We start from the raw sequence: 18,392 nt of genomic DNA, 5'->3' as shown, positions 1-18,392 counted from the left end.
CATGTTCCCCCTATTTTGTTTTTTATAGTGTTTGTTGGATGATGGGAAACATGATTAGTATTTTAAGGAAAAAAAGTTGGCTGGTGGTAGACACTATCACTAGTGTTTCCTACGCGAGTAAAATTTAAAAAGGATAAAAAATAGGTAACTGTTCTGGGGGAAGGAAGGTGGAGGAAATTTCGTATTTCTGAACTAGTGAACCACGGTTTATAAATTAAGCAATAGTCGTCAATGGCTCTAATATGCGCATCAGTTGAGATAATTTTACAGGTAGGACAGATCCATTTATGTCTGTTATAGGTCATGGGTGCAAAAAGACATGCTGGGCATTGAACACCCGTAATAATATCAGATTTTGGTATCTTGAATGAACTTAAAATGTCTGTCCTCTTGGGTGTATGTTTTTTTAATAAAAGGTCGCTAAAGTTAAGTATATCTTGTTCATTCATCCAGACTTTTTTATTGTATCTTTCTAACTCCTCAATCCTTTTTAGTAAATCATGTGATTTACAAACCTTATTTTCTGCTTCTTTGTAACCTGGAGCTATAATTATTTCACTTGAAACCCTAGTGAAGACAACTAAATTATCCATAAAAATTGGAGGTAATTTATATTCTTCCATCCAATTTCTCAATAATATTTTATGTCGATTAGTCTGAGAAACAGGGTTCTCATAAATCTCCCTTGTATCAGTCGTTTCTTGAATCATTTGAGTTTTTTCAATCGTTATCTTTCCCGAATGATTCTTTCCATCTAAATTAATGAGAATGGTTGGTGAAGCGAGTAGTGCGTCAATTTGAAAAAATGATTCACCTAGAGGGAGCCGGAGATCGTGGAAAATGTGGGATTTATGCAGAGGAATTTGCCCTAATTGGTAATTTAATTCTTTTTCGCCATTATAACCTGACTTTAATATTTTTATGTTATTTTTTATTTCTGTCATTTTTTCATGGTCTATTCTTAGTCTTCCCTCAAGAGCCTCCGCCTGTAATAATGGGATCGGTTTAGACAAATTTTTATCAAACAAATAAGTTCCTCCTCTAAATGTTTGATGTTAGTTTTTCTATAATAAAAAGCATTTACCTTCTTAAAATGCCGGAACTTTGTGAACATTTGGTGACCAATCTTTAATTAGACTATTTGGGAGTCCGAATCGGGAGTTAACCTAAAAAAACCCTACAGTTTAAAAATTAACTGTACAGTTTTTACATTAAACCGTACAGCTTTTACAATAAACCATACAGCTTTACGAAAAACCATACAGTTTTTACAATAAACCGTACAGCTTTTACAATAAACCATACAGCTTTACGAAAAACCATACAGTTTTTACAATAAACCGTACAGCTTTTACAATAAACCGTACAGCTTTTACAATAAACCGTACAGCTTTTACAATAAACCGTACAGCTTTTACAATAAACCGTACAGCTTTTACAAAACAAGCCCCCAACCCACAAAAAAGAGCAGACCCCCAAATAGGAGCCTGCTCACTAACCTTAATTAAACACCTTATCCTTAAACTGTGCCAATTTCTCCAGTGAAGACTTATCGACATCTGCATGCAAGCTGTTTCCATGTGAATCCATGGTTACGACAGCGGTGAAGCCTTCTACTCGCAGGTGCCACATAGCTTCAGGGATACCGAATTGCATGAGGTCGACACCTTCAACACCCTTGATACAATCTGCATAATACTGTGCCGCACCTCCGATAGCGTTTAGATAAACGCCACCATGCTCTTTAAGTGCAGCCAGTGTACGAGGACCCATTCCGCCTTTTCCGATTACGGCACGGATACCAAACTTCTTCATGATATCGCCTTGGTATGGCTCCTCACGAATACTTGTAGTTGGACCTGCTGCCTTAACATGCCAAACTCCATCTTTATCTTTCAGCATTACCGGACCACAGTGATAAATGACTTGTCCATTTAAATCAACTGGAGAATCGTGATCAGATAAGTATTTATGAATGGCGTCACGGCCGGTGTACATCATACCGTTAATTTGGACAACGTCCCCTACCTTTAACTGACGAATTTGTTCTTCACTAATTGGTGCTTGTAGTGTAATAACGTCATTAGCACGCGCGGCAGCAGTTTCTTTTTCCGCATCTGATTCAGTGAAATCAATCAAATCGCCTTCCTGGTACATCCACTCATTTATTTCTCCTGAAACAGGATCCACACTTACACCCAAACGACGGAATGCCCAGCAATTGTAAGCAACAGAAACATAGAAGCTTGCAGGAATTCGATTCATCACTCCTACTTTACATCCCAATAAAGTTGCTTCTCCGCCAAAGCCCATTGTGCCGATACCCAATTTATTCGCATTTTCTAACACATACTCTTCTAGAGCACGTAAATCTTCATTTGGATTAACATCGTCTAAAGAGCGGAATAGCTGTTCTTTTGCTAAGTCATAGCCTGATGAACGGTCGCCGCCGATGCCTACTCCGATAAAACCAGCGCTGCAGCCTTGTCCTTGTGCTTGGTAAACAGAATGCATGATACATTTTCGAATACCATCAAGGTCACGTCCGGCTCTTCCAAGTCCCTCTAATTCACATGGAAGACTATACTGGATGTTTTTATTTTCACAGCCGCCGCCTTTTAAAATTAGACGGACGTCGATATAATCTTTTTCCCATTGGTCAAATTTCATAACCGGCAAACCTGCACCAAGGTTGTCGCCGCTGTTTTCACCAGTCAATGAATCAACAGAGTTTGGTCGCAGCTTTCCTTCTTTTGTGGCGATTACGATTGCATTTTTAATCGCCTCTTTTATTTCTAATTGATTTACCCCTACAGGTGTTTTAATTTTAAAAGTTGGTAATCCGGTATCCTGACAAATAGGTGAAACTTGGTCATCTGCCATTTTAATGTTATTGGTGATGGTAGCAAGGCTCATTGCTGCACTCGTACCTGCGTTTTCCTTTTCCTTTGCCGCCTTCACCGCACGGCGTACATCCTTTGGCAGCTTTGTAGAAGTTTCAACTACTAACTTGTACATGCTCTCCTGAAATTTCTCGATATTCACCTAATATACCCCTTTCCCCATGTCCGATTCGCAACCTATTTAAAAATTACAACTATTCGACAATTATTATTATACTCCTATAAACAAATCTTTTAAAGGTAAAGGTTTTCAAAAAAAAGAGCCTGTAACTATACAGACTCTGGTGCTTCACGATGATTGAATTCCTTACACTTTGATTCTAACTCATCAATCATTTTGATTAAGTTGTCAATATCATCAAGATCCGTATCCTCTGGATCAATTGCGTCCAATACATCTAGAAACATGTTTAATCGCTGTTTTAAAAAACTAACTTGTGCATTTTTATCGTGAGTCGGACTACCCAAATGATTTCTCTCCCTTCCATTTCAACATCTTAGCATTTTCTGCTTTTCATTTCAAAAAAGAACCCCAATAAGGAGTTCTTCCCCAAAATCATCTTGGTCTTTCTGAGGCAGCAAAACCAAATGAAACATGGTCTTGAACAGGAATCCATGCGCCGATTCCTTGTGAGGTTACATTTTTAATAACGATGACTTTTTTACTTCCCTTAAGCATTAAATATACTTCTCCATAAGTGACTTTCCCTTTTTCGTTCACTGCCGGTGCGTAAGCATATAAGTATCCTAAGCGGTTGACAGGAATATTGTAGACATGGTCGTTTTTCGTTCCCGCACCAATAATGGTGTCGAATGCAAGCGGTAAACGTGTTTTTTCCATAGCCTTTAGAAGCATCATTTTTTTAACATGTTCTGCATTTTCAATCTTTGCTGTTAACCCGCCGCGGATAATTTTTTGTGCCTCCTGTACATAATGAATCTGGTAAGGTACCTTTCCGCCGCGATTATCATAATAGTTTGTATTAATCTTTTGATATTCCCAGTTCGGTGCTGTTTCTGTGGATTCATAATTCAATGGCCACTGACCGAGGTAAACGATTGCTCGATAACCAAGGGCAAAAGGTGTACTATTAATGCTGGACTCATTTAACATACGGATTAAATCCGGATTTTCAATTTTGACATTAGAAGAGTCTATCAGCTTCTTCGTTAATTCGCTGGGCTGCAAAGTTGGCAGGTCCTGAGTCGAATTAGGATACGTATTTTCCTTCGTAATATTACGAACTGAAGGCGGTATCTGATAGTTTACAGGTGCTTTTTTAGCAATTTTGTTTTCAGCAGATGCTGTCGGCAGGAAAGCCAGCAGTAGTAACAGCGCTACTACGACAGGAAATAATTTTTTCACAAAGAAAAACTCCTTTCACAATATAGCAGTAATAAGTCTGCTCATAGTGTTTTCGGAGTTGAAAAGTTTTATCCATTCCCACAAAACATTTCAATATTTCTCCTGTAATTTCCCATCTAACAGTCGATTCATTAATTTTTCAAAATAAGGGAAACACAGTTGTACAAAGGGGCCGATTGTAAATGTAATAATGATGGTACCGACACCAATGGGTCCTTGAAGAATCAGCGCCGGAATCAAAGCGACTAATTCTCCAATCGTCTTCGCCATCATTAAATTAACGCGAAATCGTTCTCTAATGGCCATCATAAATGAATCAATCGGACTTGACGGAAACTTTGCCTGCAAATAAATCGCAGCACCCAGCCCAATGATGAAAATTCCCAGCACTAACGTAACAACTTTAGCGAAAATCCCATTGAATTCTATTGACTCAAATACAATATACATCCATAAGTCAACTAAAGATCCAATCAAAATAATGGTTAGAATCGATAATATTTCAGGTTTTCTCTTCACTAATAATGAATTTACTACTATTAACACTGCTCCATCAATGATGATCCATGTTCCTATCGTCAGACCAATCCATTCGGTCAGGGCAACATTTAATGCATCCCAAGCCCCAACCCCGAGCTCTGCTTTTATGGTTAAACAGACACCAAAAGTCATAATGGTTAACCCTTTTATAAAGAAAAGAATACGATATAATAATGCCATTTTTATCTCCTTAAAAAAATAATAATCAGAACATTTACAAAATTCAATTAAACAATTATAATATACTTAACCTTAAAAAAAGGAGGGCAGTAATCAATCGACGAACCATTTACATTAAGGAGGTTGGGATTCCACTCATATATGAAATTCAACACTCGTGTTTTTCTATTATAAATTGAACATGAAGGTTGGTGATTGATGATCCCAAGAAACGCGATTGGTTTTACCCGCAACCACATAATGCTTAACTATTATAGCACAGGTAAAAAATTTACTCTTACATCGAAATGAATAATAAATAAAAGACTCTGGTGCCTTACGGCTCAGAGTCTTTTTACGTTTGACTTTTTATAGCAGGAAGAATCCAATTCCCATAATGAAATAGGCAGCAAGAAGGGTCAGTCCCTCAAACCAGTTGGATTCTCCGTCGTTGGAAATCACAACCATCAATAGTACAGAGGTTACCATTGCAATTAATTCCGGCATGGTGAAAACAAGCGGCATAGTTTCCGTAAAGAAAAGAGAAATTAAGACTAGCACCGGCGCAACAAACATAGCAATCTGCAAGGTGGATCCAATGGCAATTTCCACTGCAATATCCATTTTATTTTTAAATGCCATGACAATGGCAGAGGCATGTTCCGCCGCATTACCGACAATGGCAACGATAATTACCCCAATAAATAACTCCGTCCAGCCAAATGATTCTGCTACAAATTCAAAGGTATGAACCAGATTCTCAGAAATGTAGGCAACAGCTAAAGTAGCGGCTAAAAGAACTCCAATTGCCTTCCCTTTCCCCCACTCCGGTACTTCCTCATGATGTTTTTCAGCATTTTCACTTTGATAAACCCCGCGATGTGTTACCAGTTTAAAGAAAAGAGCAGCGAGATAAAGTAAGATGAGAATAATGGATATTCCAATACTGAGTGTAAGCGTTTTTGATTCATTCATTTCCATCGAAAAAACTTCTGGAACAACAAAAGCTACAATTACAGCAAACATTAGCAGACCGGAATTATGCCTTGCATCATGTACATTAAAAGTCTGCCTTTTAAATTTTAACCCTCCGACAAAAAAAGATAATCCAGCTACAAGGAGAAGATTACCTAAGACCGACCCTGTCAAGGAAGCAAGCACAACCCCAACCAATCCTTCTTTTAAAGCAAAAATGGATATAATTAATTCAACTGCATTTCCAAATGTAGCATTCAAGAGACCTCCTACACGCGGTCCGGCAACAATTGCTAAACTTTCAGTTGCCCTCCCCATATAACTTGCAAGGGCGATAATGGAAACACAGTAAACAATAAAAAGGATCATGGTTGGCCAATGCATGAGTGTCCCAATCACTGAAAGCGGAACTCCAATAAAAGTAAGCAGCATAAAAATTTTTTCCACTGTTTTTCCTCCTAAACGCTAACATAGAAAATAAATATGTAAAAGGTGTATAAAAATTCCTCACATAATGAGAGTTCCCTATTTTTCTGTTATCTAACATGTTTGAAGAACATTCTTCTTGCAAATGCTCTATTTTCCCGATACCATCGAATGGGTGGATTAATCAAACTAACGAGGTTAATGTATGAATAAAAATAACAATCGGTTATGGGTTTTAGTGACAATAGTTGCGATTTCGGGCTTTTCCCAAGGAATGCTGCTTCCACTAATCGCCGTGATTTTTGAACAAAGCGGGGTTTCTTCCTCTCTAAATGGATTGAACGCCACGGCACTCTATATCGGAATCCTTCTTGTTTCTCCTTTTATGGAAGCACCGCTGCGAAAATATGGGTATAAACCAACCATTATTATCGGCGGAGGGATTGTGGTTGTGGCACTCGCATTGTTTCCATTATGGAAATCCTTTTGGTTTTGGTTTTGTTTACGTGCTTTAATCGGTGTTGGTGACCACGCCTTGCATTTCGCCACTCAAACCTGGATTACCTCCTCGTCTCCAAGCGAAAAAAGAGGACGTAATATTTCATTGTATGGATTATTTTTCGGGATCGGCTTTGCAAGCGGACCTTTAATGACCCCGCTAGTAAATATTAATCAGGCATTACCGTTTATCGTATCCTCTATTTTATGTTTGATCGGCTGGGTATTTGTATTTGCATTAAAGAATGAGTTTCCAGAACAGGATGTTGAGATAAATTCATTTTTCAATACAATCAAGCGCTTTAGAAAAACAATGAAATATGGCTGGGTCGCCTTTCTTCCGCCTTTCTGCTACGGTTTCTTAGAGTCCTCTTTAAACGGCAGCTTTCCGGTTTATGCTTTAAGAAGTGATATTAACGTAGCGAGTGTCTCCCTAGTGTTAACCGCCTTTGCCATTGGAAGTATTATCACACAGCTGCCATTAGGTGTCCTAAGCGACAAGTATGGGAGAAGAAATATCCTGATGATTGTATTACTTCTTGGTTTCTTAAGCTTTTCTGCTGCAAGTATATTTGAACAGTACTTTGCAGGGCTCTTCATCTCTGTGCTTTTATCAGGAATGGCAGTTGGATCGACATTTTCTCTTGGAATCAGCTACATGACAGATTTAGTGCCTAAAAATTTATTGGCGACAGGAAATTTATTATGTGGAATCTTTTTTAGCTTAGGAAGCTTAAGCGGTCCAATCATCGGCGGTCTTTTCATTCAATATTTCGAAAGTATAAGCTTTTTTTATATTATCAGTACCATGCTGTTAATTTTATCAATCGTTATTTATGTATTTGGGAAAAAGACATTTTCTATGGCAGAGCAGTATCATTCTTAACTAAATATTTTGGAGCATTTATATATAATAAACATAGACTATATGATAAAATAGAATTAAATTAATCTAATAATTGTTTTTGGAAGACTGCTGTCATCTTAATTGATGACAGCTTTCGTGTTTTTTAGGGGTAATGATTTTGATTATTTTTCTCAATTAGGGGGAGGGAACTGAAAATGAGTACAGATGCTAAGAGATTATCAAAGGTAATACCCAAGGTAGGGATTATAGAAAAAATTAAACCTCATGCAGAATTGATTGCGGCTGGTTTAAGCGGTGTTTTCATTGCAGCTGGATGGATTTCGGACAAAATGAATGACCATGTAGCTTCCATTATCTTTTATTTATTGGCTTTTGTGATTGGCGGCTTTGCTAAAGCAAAAGAAGGAATTGAAGCTACGTATGAAAATAAAGAATTAAACGTTGAAATGCTGATGATTTTTGCTGCGATTGGATCCGCGATTATTGGCTACTGGACAGAAGGGGCCATTCTCATTTTTATTTTTGCTGTCAGTGGTGCACTAGAAACTTATACCATGAACAAGAGCCATAAAGAGATTTCCTCACTAATGAAGCTTCAGCCAGAAGAAGCTCTTCTAATTAATAATGGGGTGGAAAGGCGTGTTCCTGTTTCCGAACTGAATGTCGGAGACCATATTCTTGTAAAGCCTGGGGAAAGAATACCTTCTGATGGTGTCATCAAGAAGGGACAAACAAACATTGATGAAGCTGCGATTACAGGAGAATCGATGCCTGTTTCAAAAGCGCTAGAAATGGAAGTCTATGCAGGTACGGTGAATTTAACTGGGGCTATTACTGTCCAAACAACAAAGGCTAGTAATGAAACACTTTTTCATAAAATTATTGAGCTTGTACAATCTGCCCAAAGTGAAAAGTCTCCTTCACAACTGTTTATTGAACGTTTTGAAGGTACCTATGTAAAAACGGTTTTAGCAGTGGTTTTATTGATGATGTTTCTGCCCTATTTCTTGCTTGACTGGACCTGGAATGAGTCGTTTTATCGTGCCATGATTTTATTAGTTGTTGCTTCACCATGTGCCCTTGTTGCTTCCATTATGCCTGCAACACTGTCGGCCATCTCAAATGGTGCAAAACGCGGTATATTAGTCAAAGGCGGCGTACACTTAGAGAATTTGAGCCACTTAAAAGCTATTGCGTTCGACAAAACCGGTACGCTCACGAAAGGAAAACCTGAGGTTACGGAAATTATCATCAATGAAAATTTTGTGGAAGTTGACCTTTTATGGAAAGTCGCTTCAATAGAAAATCAATCCAATCACCCTCTAGCACAATCGATTGTAAAATATGTGAAAGCTAATCTTGACCGGAATCTCCTTCACCCCGAAAACCTTGAGGATGTCTCTGGATGGGGTATTAAAGCGGAAATAGGTGGAGAGCAGTGGAAAATAGGAAAAGCAGATTTTGTTGGGAAAGAGGCTGCACTGTCATTCGCTGACGGCAAAGCAGTTAACCTTGCAAGTCAAGGAAATACACTTGTTTTTGTACAAGTAAACGATTGTTTAGCTGCGATGATTGCTTTAAAAGATGTGGTTAGACAAGAAACCAAACTTGCCATCGATCATTTAAAGAAACAAGGTATTTACACGGTTATGCTCACTGGTGATAGTGAGAAAACAGCCAACGCGATTGCAGCAGAAAGTCATGTGGATCAGTACTTTGCGGAATGTCTTCCTGAAGAAAAAGTGGAGCAGCTTAAAGTATTAAAAGAGAAATACGGAACCATTGCGATGGTTGGCGATGGAATCAATGACGCTCCGGCTTTAGCAATTGCAAATGTTGGAATCGCCATGGGGGAGGGATCGGATGTAGCCCTTGAAACAGCGGATGTAGTTCTAATGAAAAATGATTTACCAAGAATAGCCGAGGCTATTCATCTATCTCAACGTATGAATCGAATTATTAAACAAAATGTTATCTTCTCTATCACGGTCATCATGGTATTAATTTCATCTAACTTTTTTCAATTACTGGATTTGCCATTTGGGGTCATTGGGCATGAAGGCAGCACTATTCTTGTGATTCTTAACAGTTTAAGGCTTCTAAAAAATTAAAGAACCGGGCTTATGCCCGGTTCTATTTAGTGATATCCATTGCTTCCGTTTGCAGATCCTGAAGTCTTATTTCCTTTACTGCCTTTACCCTTTTGCTTTGTTCCGCCATCTTTTTTTGTATGTTTAGTCATGATGATCCCCCCTAGTTGATATCTGTTCCCCACACTTATATTGTCTGCAGTTAAGAACTTTTCATAAAGAAAAATTTTAACAATTAGTTTTATGCTTCTCGCTATAGAAAGCATTTATTTCCCCGCCGAGAATCATAATAAACCCTGATATATACAGCCAAATAAGTAAAACAATAATCGCTCCAATACTTCCATAGGTTAGTGAAAAGTTGTTAAAGTTACTTACATAGAAAGATAAAGCATAGGAGGAAAGAATCCAGCCCACTGTTGCAAAACCAGCTCCTGGGAATGCACTTCTACAGCGTAATTTGACATTGGGAGCAATCCAATACAATCCGGTGAAAATTAAAAATAATATTAGAGCACTGACAACCAATCTTAGCGTTTCCCAAATACGGAGGAATTCCAACTTAAACCCTAAATAAGAGAAAAGAAATACTCCAATTTCCCTTCCGAATATCGGAAGTAATAGAGCAACGATAAAAACGACAATCATTCCCATCGTTAACAGAATGGCCGTGCCTCTAGCAACGATAAAAGAACGGCTTTCTTCCACATTATATGCCTTATTAAAAGCCCTCACTAAGGCGTGAATACCATTAGAAGCAGACCAAATCGTACCAATAACCCCAAAAGACAACAAACCCCCATTGCGATTATTCATTACATGGTTAACATTTTTTTCAATCAAATCCATTGTTTGTGGAGGTGCAAACTCTCTAATACTGCCTAAAATATCAGGATATGGAATAGGCAAATATGGCAGTAACGTAAAAATGAATATAAGAAGCGGAAACAGTGAAAGAAGAAAAAAATAGGCGAGCTGAGCAGATAAACCTGGTATATCATCTTCTTCAATCCTGTGCCATAAAAGTCTTAACAGGGATTTACGGACATTCACTGCCTTTTCCATTTTTTTCACCTCTCCTTAATATGTAGTCGATTCTTAATTTTTACTTCGCTGCTGAATCTTCTGCCACATTCCCCTCTTTTAATAGATCTTCTGAGAGTGAATCTCCAAGTTCTGTGAAAGTACTCTTCGTTTCCTTCAACGCTTCTTTTACTTGGGGAGTTAATTCACGGATTTCATCCACTTTATCGGTTATGTAAGAAATATCCTCGCTAACCTGTTCAATTGCATTTCTAATTTTTTCTGCAGCCTCTTTCACATTTTCCGTTATTTCTTCAGGATGGCGAACCGCATAAGAAACTTGCTCGTACGCTTTTTTCACATTTACCTTCATGTCCTGGCGTGTTTTTTTATCTAATAAGCTAAGTGCTCCACCTACTAAGGCACCGTAGAACATGCCTTTTAAAAATAAATTTTTACTCATTTTTTTAACCTCTCCTTTCAAAAAGTTTTTATCAACCGTTTCAACACTATAAAAAAATACCAAAAAACTCCACTTTATATTTTGCTTTAAGCTTATAGACAAATGCAAGAGTTCGCGATATTTTTATCCTATTATTTTTATTACCCATCAATAGACTCCACAAAACATGTTTAGATTGACATCTGTGATTGAAAATGGAAAGATAAAGTTACGAATACTGAAAGGGTGACGGGATGAATTTATCAGAGAAAACAATTGAAAATGTAGAGTATATGATTGAACAAATTAAAGAAAAGTTAAAAGTACTAAATCTCGGAGCCATTAAACCTTCACACTTTGATGAAGAAATGTATGAGGAATTAAAAGAAATTTATGAGATGGTTATGAAAAAACCTTCTTTTAGCCCTAACGAAATGCAGGCTTTAGTGGAGGAATTGGGAAACCTTCGCAAACATAAATAAAACAGATCTCACCGGATCTGTTTTATTTTTTCTGTTCAGTTAAAATAATCGGACCTTTCTTGGTAATGGCAATTGTATGTTCATATTGGGCAGAATATTTTCCATCAATAGTCCTAGCTGTCCAGCCATTACTATCCATCTTTGTTTGGTACATACCCATATTAACCATTGGCTCTATGGTAAATACCATACCTTCTTTTATTCTTGGGCCTTTTCCAGGCAGCCCGTAATGTGGTACATCGGGTTTTTCATGAATGACTGCACCAATTCCATGGCCAATAAAATCACGAACAACTGACAACCCTTCCCCTTCTACATACGTTTGAATAGCATGACCAATATCTCCAATCCTATTGCCAGGGATTGCCTGTTCTATTCCTTTATAAAGTGCCTCTTTTGTAACCATTAATAAGTGCTCTGTTTCCTTAGAGACATTCCCAACCGCATAGGACCATGCCGAATCAGCTAAACCTCCATTATAATTAACGACCATATCGATGGTTACAATATCGCCTTCCTTTAAAGGCTCCTTTCTTGGAAAACCATGGCAAACTTCATCGTTAATGCTCGCACATGTTGCATATTTATAGCCCTTATAGCCCTTTTGTTGCGGAGCAGCATTGTATTTTAATAGGTAATCATCAACAAATTCCTCAATTTCCCACGTCGTTATACCTGGTTTTATCATTTTTGCAATTTCTTTATGGCATGAAGCAAGAATTTCTCCTGCTTTTTGCATCGCATCAATTTCTCGCTGTGATTTAAGAACAATCATGATTTTCCCAACCTTTTTATATATTATTTTTAAGTATTCTTGTAAATAGAAATGCTCTTTAATATTATCGCTTAGCTTACATTTTTTCAAAAAATATTCGATGTTGAAAAATATTTTTCTTATAATAAACTGTTCTTAATATGGAACTTTTACAGCTTTTCTGATAAAATTATTATAGCTATAATAAAAATTAGGTGTGTGAGCCCAATGATAGGTGATCGTGTTAAAAAACTACGGTTAGAAAAAAAGATGTCATTATCAGAACTTGCCGAGCAAGCAGGTGTCGCTAAATCTTACTTAAGCTCTCTGGAAAGAAACCTGCAAAGAAATCCTTCTATCCAGTTCCTTGAAAAGATTTCTTCTGTATTAAACGTACCGGTTGATCATCTAATAAATGAGCACATTAATAAAGAAGAATTAGATAGTGATTGGATGAGTATTGTAAAAGAAGCAATGGAGTCAGGTGTATCCAAAGAACAATTTCGCGACTTTATTGAATTCAATAAGTGGCGAATTGGTCAAAACAATAACGAATAATAAAAAAACAAGGCATACTACGCGGTTTTTGTAGTATGCTTTGTTCTTTTATAAATTTTATCGATGTTTTAATACTACCTCTCTGACTTCGTTCTTGTGGAGGAAATTTAAGATTGTTTCCTTTGAAATTCCTAACTCCTTTGCCTCTAAAATAAGAGCTAACCATTCTGGGTCCATCCCATTTTTCATACTATCAGCTATTGCCACTCTGAATCACTCCCAAAATACATTGTCGTATTCCAGGCAGCCCGGCCATCATAGTAAAATTCATACCTTAGATCCTCGGCTTTGCGTCCCCATTTTTCAATAGGTTTGCCCTTTTCTGTTGCTAATTGCTCATAAATCATTGATTATTCAGTATATTCGGCAGACTAGTCTTCCAGTTCCATCATTCCTATGTTTATTATATATAGTACTTTTTCAGTATCGTGTTGCATTTTGTCAAATAATTTATTTTTTCGAAGCTTTTTTTTACACAAAATATTCCATTTTTCAACAAAAAGACCTTTAGATACTTTACAAATAGTCTAAAATAAACGATTTCGATAGAAGTTTAATGGAAAAAATAAAAAATTTGGTCGAATTTGGTAATTTTACCTGAGGAAGTAATTTGTAAAATTGATACAAAAAGACTAGAAAATACTGTGAAATTTGTCTATTTTGTGATAATTGACTTATTTATTAACAACATTAAAATATACTAAATATTAAAAATATTATAAATATGGTGGTGATCCTTTATAATGACAACCATTCATGTGTTAAATTTTGCTATTCCAATTGGTTTTATGGTGTTTTTCGGTTACCTGCTTGACCGCATGTGCAAACCAGCAAAATCTGATGAAAATATAGAAGGTAAATAAAAATCTTTCTACCTGCTTCATTAATAAATTTCTTTCGTTTGGGAATGATACATTCGTAGACGAAAGGAGTGTTTAATTTGGCACGTGGAGAACATTTTAACCATAAAAAGAAAGGCCATCCTGGAAATTTACCTAAGGATAACGTAGTTGAAAAACATTCAAAGGAAGCCATTGGGGACGAAGAGTTTATTGTAGTACAAGAAGCATTTAAGAATAGAGTTGAAACGAAGGACGTAGAATAAAAGGCGTGAAATTCACGCCTTTTTTTGCTTATTTAACATTATCAACTATTTTAATGAGCTTTCTTAAATCCATGTCTTTTAGACCTGTTGCAGCCCTTTCAATATCTTTAGAAAAGATTCGATCCTTCATGATGGAAGGAACTAGCTCTCTACCCTTCTCATACATCTTCCTAGTCTGGCTCGCCATTTTTTCTACCCCGCGAATTTCAACGGCCTGCATAGCGCAGATGAATTCAATTGCCAGTACCCTGCGCGCATTCTGGATAATTTGATAAGCATGCCTAGAGGCGATCGTTCCCATACTGACATGGTCTTCCTGATTTGCGGAAGAAGGAATGGAATCCACACTCGCTGGATGGGCAAGAGTTTTATTTTCTGATACTAACGATGCGGCGGCATATTGCATAATCATCGCCCCTGACTGCAGACCAGGCTCAGGACTTAAAAAAGCAGGCAGATCGTTCAACTGTGGATTTACTAATCTCTCAATACGTCTTTCAGAAATATTCGCAAGCTCTGCAACTGCAATTTTCATAAAGTCCATTGCGAAAGCAATCGGCTGACCATGAAAATTTCCGCCTGAAATAACCTTTGCCCCTTCATCAAATATTAAAGGATTGTCTGTGGCTGCATTCATTTCGATTTCTAATTTTTCTTTTACATAATCCAATGCCTGCCATGAAGCACCATGGACTTGTGGTATACACCTAATGGAATAAGCATCTTGCACCCGGTATTCTCCTTGAACACTGGTTAATAAACTATCACTTAGATAATTGCGGATTCTCGCTGCTGTATCAATCTGCTGCTGGTACCCCCTTGCTGCATGAACCTCCTCAGCAAACGCATCTAGTATTCCGTTCAGACCTTCCATCGTCATGGCAGCGATGAGTTCACTTTCAAATGCAAGCTGCTCTGCTTCAAGATAGCCGACGACTCCCATCGCTGTCATCGCCTGCGTTCCATTAATTAATGCAAGACCTTCTTTTGCCTCTAATGTAATGGGCAGAATTCCTTCCATTTGAAGAGCATGAATCGAGTCCATCCTATTGCCTTTGTAAAAGACTTCCCCTTCCCCAATAAGTACTAAAGCTAAGTGGGAAAGCGGCGCCAAATCACCGCTGGCACCCAATGAACCCTGCTGAGGAATAACCGGTATGATATCAGTATTGACTAGCTCTAAAAGTTTCTCAATAATGATTGGTCTAACACCTGAAAAACCTTTTAAAAGTGCATTGGCCCGTAATAGAACCATCGCTTTTGAAACAATTTCTGGAAAAGGTTCGCCGACTCCACAAGCATGGGAACGGATTAAGTTTAGCTGTAATTCCCTGACGTTCTCTCTGTCGATCAAAACATCACTAAACTTTCCAAATCCTGTATTTATTCCGTACACCACTTTATGGTCGGAAACAATTCTTTCCACAGCTTCACGGCTCTTCTTTACAAGCTCCATACTTTTATCAGAAGCAAAAACCTTCTCTTTTCGAAATAAAATCTCTTTCATTTGTTCCAATGTTAAACTTTGACCTGTCAGCATAATCATATTTCTCGCCCCTCTACCACTTTATTAGAATAAAGAAAGAGGCTGGATTCCATATCCGATTAGATTTGGAGTCCAGCCTCTTTTATTAACATTATTGAATGATATTTTGTTTTTGTTTGCCTCATAGGTTATCATTCCATTCAACTATTTTTATTCTAATAATTATTGTATGTGATAAAAAGCTTGATTGTCAACATAATTGACAGAATTTTAGCACAATAACACTTTAGCACAATAGTAAATAAACGTATTAGGTGTTTCATTCTAAAAAAAAGTCCTGCGAAAAGCAGGACCTTTTATGTGTCTTAACAACTAGCTTATTTCGTATTCTTTACTTTAGATTCAACTTTTTTAAAGCATCAGCTAAAGCTGTATTAATAGGCTCTTCTTCCTTGTTTTGGTTTTTCAGATACTTTTGCACCGTACGTTTATCTACTTTACCTGAAGATTCTTTTTTTCGTCGTGCTTCAAACGCAGTTAGTTTCTCACGATGCCCACATTTACAAACGAAAATTTGACCTTCCCCTTCACCGCGAAGCTCCAGTTTTTTATGACATTGCGGGCAGCGCGCATTTGTAACTCTAGAAACATTTTTTCGATGTCCGCATTCGCGGTCTTGGCATACAAGCATTTTGCCTTTTTTCCCATTTACTTCAAGCATCGGTTTTCCACAATCAGGGCAGCTTTTTGTAGAGATATTGTCGTGCTTATATTTTTTGTTACTGGCTTTTATTTCCGCGACAATTTCTTTTGTGTATTTTTTCATTTCGCTGATAAAAACATCTTTTTTCAACTTACCTTGGGCAATTTGGTCAAGCTTTTGTTCCCACTCAGCTGTTAAGGCAGGTGACTTAAGTTCTTCAGGTACCAAATCCAGCAATTGACGTCCCTTTGACGTAAGGTGAATGTCTTTACCACGTTTTTCGATTAAAAAGGAATTGAATAGCTTTTCAATAATATCTGCACGCGTTGCTACAGTTCCTAATCCACCAGTTGATTTTAACGTTTCTGCCAGTTGTTTATTATTGGTTTCCATATACTTCGTTGGGTTTTCCATTGCCGAAAGTAATGTTGCCTCATTAAAACGGGCAGGCGGACTAGTTTGACCTGATGTTTGTGCGATTAACTTCACATTAAGGGTATTATTTTTTTCAAGTCGTGGTAAAATCTGTTCCTTTAAGTCGTCTGCTGCATCCTCGTCTTCAAAGCGGTTCTCGTATACCTCTTTCCATCCACTCGAAAGAATAGTTTTTCCCCTGGCAACAAAGTTTTCTTCACCGATTTTTGCACGAAGCGTTAATTGCTCATATTCAAATGCCGGGAATAACACGGCTAAGAATCGTTTCACCACTAGATCATAAATTTTCCGCTCTTTATCTGTGAAAGCTGAGAAGTTTACATAACTTTCTGTTGGAATAATCGCATGGTGATCAGAAACCTTGCTGTCATCTACAAATGCCTTCGATGCTTTTATTGACTTACTTAAGATCTTATTGGTTAACGGACGGTACTCTCCTACTCCACATGCTCTCAAGCGTTCTGGAAGCGTTCCTACAATATCAGAAGAAAGGTAACGAGAGTCTGTACGAGGATAGGTTAAGACTTTATGCTGCTCGTAAAGCTTTTGCATAATGTTTAACGTTTCCTTGGCAGAATAACCAAAGATCTTGTTCGCATCGCGCTGCAATTCAGTTAAATCATAAAGCCCAGGAGAAAAGGTTTTTTTCTGTTTTCTCTCAATTTCTTTTATTATGGCGTTTTGTTTGCCCAGTCTTTTTACAATTGAATCGACTTTCTCTTTATCAAAGCTTCGGCTATTTCCTTTTGCATCCTGCCAAGTCAATTTTAAATTATCTGATGTTTGCGCTTCGATCCCGTAATAAGTTTGGGCTTTAAAGTTTTTAATTTCTTCCTCCCGTGCTGCAATGATTGCAACCGTTGGGGTTTGTACACGGCCACAGTTTAACTGTGCATTAAAGCGGGTTGTTAATGCACGTGTTGCATTAAGACCGATATACCAATCCGCTTCTGACCGCGCAACAGCAGATTCATATAAATTTTCATAGGCTTTGCCCGGCTTTAAGTTGGCAAAGCCATCTCTAATTGCTTTATCTGTAACAGAAGATATCCATAGACGTTTTGTAGGTTTATTAACCTTTGCCTTAGCAAGGATCCATCTTGCAACTAGTTCCCCTTCACGGCCGCTATCTGTTGCAATTACAATTTCCCCGACATCAGATCGTTGCAGTTGGCTTTTTACAGCATGAAACTGCTTACTGCTTTGCTTAATGACAACAAGTTTTAACTCATTTGGAAGCATCGGTAAATCTTCCATTTTCCAGGTTTTATATTTATCGTCATATACTTCCGGATCTGCCAGAGTAACTAAATGTCCTAGTGCCCATGTAACAATATATTTGTCTCCTTCTAAAAAACCATTTCCTTTTTTATTGCAGTTCAGTACTCGTGCTATATCTCGAGCGACAGAGGGTTTTTCAGCTATAACCACAATTTTTTTCATTTTTAAACATCCTTTCGGTAAACCATTAGATAATAATATAGCATATTATTACTTGAATTACAGAATAGCATTGCTTACATCAAGCTTTTAAAGATTAGGACTAAAAACATGTAGGTACATTCATTTATACCAATCT

17 protein-coding genes and 1 riboswitch are annotated in these 18,392 nt (G+C 37.5%); of the genes, 5 read left to right on the top strand and 12 right to left on the bottom strand.

What is annotated here, in order from left to right:
- Positions 1–62: 62 nt before the first annotated feature.
- The 6 genes from QNH29_RS05430 to cax form a co-directional block, all read right to left on the bottom strand.
- Positions 63–1,028, bottom strand: a complete 966-nt coding sequence (locus QNH29_RS05430) for a nuclease-related domain-containing protein (RefSeq protein ID WP_283863825.1) — start codon at positions 1,026–1,028, stop codon at positions 63–65.
- A gap of 472 nt (positions 1,029–1,500) precedes the next feature.
- Entirely contained in the window at positions 1,501–3,045 is a 1,545-nt protein-coding gene (locus QNH29_RS05425; protein WP_283863824.1) for a fumarate hydratase, read from the bottom strand.
- Between the two features lie 128 nt (positions 3,046–3,173).
- Positions 3,174–3,371: an SE1561 family protein gene (locus QNH29_RS05420; RefSeq protein WP_283863823.1), complete on the bottom strand. Its 198-nt coding sequence runs from the start codon at positions 3,369–3,371 to the stop codon at positions 3,174–3,176.
- A gap of 88 nt (positions 3,372–3,459) precedes the next feature.
- The gene (locus tag QNH29_RS05415; RefSeq protein WP_283863822.1) at positions 3,460–4,269 is read right to left on the bottom strand and encodes a YfkD famly protein; all 810 of its coding nucleotides are present in this window, start codon (positions 4,267–4,269) and stop codon (positions 3,460–3,462) included.
- Positions 4,270–4,359: 90 nt separating this feature from the next.
- A complete protein-coding gene (locus QNH29_RS05410; protein ID WP_283863821.1) occupies positions 4,360–4,989 on the bottom strand; it encodes a YczE/YyaS/YitT family protein in 630 nt (209 codons plus the stop codon).
- A gap of 348 nt (positions 4,990–5,337) precedes the next feature.
- Complete coding sequence (gene cax / locus QNH29_RS05405) at positions 5,338–6,390, bottom strand: calcium/proton exchanger (protein ID WP_283863820.1); 1,053 nt, start codon at positions 6,388–6,390, stop codon at positions 5,338–5,340.
- Positions 6,391–6,574: 184 nt separating this feature from the next.
- Between cax and QNH29_RS05400 the strand changes: the two genes are divergently transcribed.
- A complete protein-coding gene (locus QNH29_RS05400) occupies positions 6,575–7,753 on the top strand; it encodes an MFS transporter (RefSeq protein ID WP_283863819.1) in 1,179 nt (392 codons plus the stop codon).
- A gap of 176 nt (positions 7,754–7,929) precedes the next feature.
- Positions 7,930–9,846, top strand: coding sequence for a heavy metal translocating P-type ATPase (locus tag QNH29_RS05395; RefSeq protein WP_283863818.1), 1,917 nt, complete (start codon positions 7,930–7,932; stop codon positions 9,844–9,846).
- 207 nt (positions 9,847–10,053) lie between these two features.
- Here the strand turns inward: QNH29_RS05395 and QNH29_RS05390 are convergent, their stop codons facing one another.
- Together QNH29_RS05390 and QNH29_RS05385 are read right to left on the bottom strand one after the other, a co-directional pair.
- The gene (locus tag QNH29_RS05390) at positions 10,054–10,890 is read right to left on the bottom strand and encodes a YihY/virulence factor BrkB family protein (RefSeq protein WP_283863817.1); all 837 of its coding nucleotides are present in this window, start codon (positions 10,888–10,890) and stop codon (positions 10,054–10,056) included.
- A gap of 40 nt (positions 10,891–10,930) precedes the next feature.
- Positions 10,931–11,311, bottom strand: coding sequence for a YtxH domain-containing protein (locus QNH29_RS05385; RefSeq protein WP_283863816.1), 381 nt, complete (start codon positions 11,309–11,311; stop codon positions 10,931–10,933).
- 233 nt (positions 11,312–11,544) lie between these two features.
- On the opposite strand from QNH29_RS05385, the gene QNH29_RS05380 reads away from it, so the two are divergent.
- Positions 11,545–11,772: a DUF1128 domain-containing protein gene (locus QNH29_RS05380; protein WP_283863815.1), complete on the top strand. Its 228-nt coding sequence runs from the start codon at positions 11,545–11,547 to the stop codon at positions 11,770–11,772.
- 22 nt (positions 11,773–11,794) lie between these two features.
- Here the strand turns inward: QNH29_RS05380 and map are convergent, their stop codons facing one another.
- On the bottom strand, positions 11,795–12,547 hold the full coding sequence (gene map / locus QNH29_RS05375; protein ID WP_283863814.1) for a type I methionyl aminopeptidase: 753 nt from the start codon (positions 12,545–12,547) through the stop codon (positions 11,795–11,797).
- Between the two features lie 207 nt (positions 12,548–12,754).
- On the opposite strand from map, the gene QNH29_RS05370 reads away from it, so the two are divergent.
- The gene (locus QNH29_RS05370) at positions 12,755–13,084 is read left to right on the top strand and encodes a helix-turn-helix domain-containing protein (protein WP_283863813.1); all 330 of its coding nucleotides are present in this window, start codon (positions 12,755–12,757) and stop codon (positions 13,082–13,084) included.
- Between the two features lie 57 nt (positions 13,085–13,141).
- Here the strand turns inward: QNH29_RS05370 and QNH29_RS05365 are convergent, their stop codons facing one another.
- Complete coding sequence (locus QNH29_RS05365; RefSeq protein ID WP_283863812.1) at positions 13,142–13,291, bottom strand: anti-repressor SinI family protein; 150 nt, start codon at positions 13,289–13,291, stop codon at positions 13,142–13,144.
- A gap of 32 nt (positions 13,292–13,323) precedes the next feature.
- Positions 13,324–13,411: riboswitch (cyclic di-GMP riboswitch) on the bottom strand.
- 613 nt (positions 13,412–14,024) lie between these two features.
- Between QNH29_RS05365 and QNH29_RS05360 the strand changes: the two genes are divergently transcribed.
- Complete coding sequence (locus tag QNH29_RS05360; protein WP_283863811.1) at positions 14,025–14,189, top strand: hypothetical protein; 165 nt, start codon at positions 14,025–14,027, stop codon at positions 14,187–14,189.
- Between the two features lie 28 nt (positions 14,190–14,217).
- Here the strand turns inward: QNH29_RS05360 and hutH are convergent, their stop codons facing one another.
- Together hutH and QNH29_RS05350 are read right to left on the bottom strand one after the other, a co-directional pair.
- Positions 14,218–15,735, bottom strand: a complete 1,518-nt coding sequence (gene hutH, locus QNH29_RS05355; protein WP_283863810.1) for a histidine ammonia-lyase — start codon at positions 15,733–15,735, stop codon at positions 14,218–14,220.
- A gap of 331 nt (positions 15,736–16,066) precedes the next feature.
- Positions 16,067–18,256 (bottom strand): DNA topoisomerase III, encoded by a 2,190-nt coding sequence (locus QNH29_RS05350; RefSeq protein ID WP_283863809.1) that lies wholly within the window; start codon positions 18,254–18,256, stop codon positions 16,067–16,069.
- Between the last annotated feature and the right edge of the window lie 136 nt (positions 18,257–18,392).

Origin of the sequence: Neobacillus sp. DY30 (genome assembly GCF_030123065.1) — a bacterium.
Taxonomy (GTDB): Bacteria; Bacillota; Bacilli; order Bacillales; family Cytobacillaceae; genus Neobacillus.
This window is presented reverse-complemented; position numbering and strand designations above follow the sequence as displayed.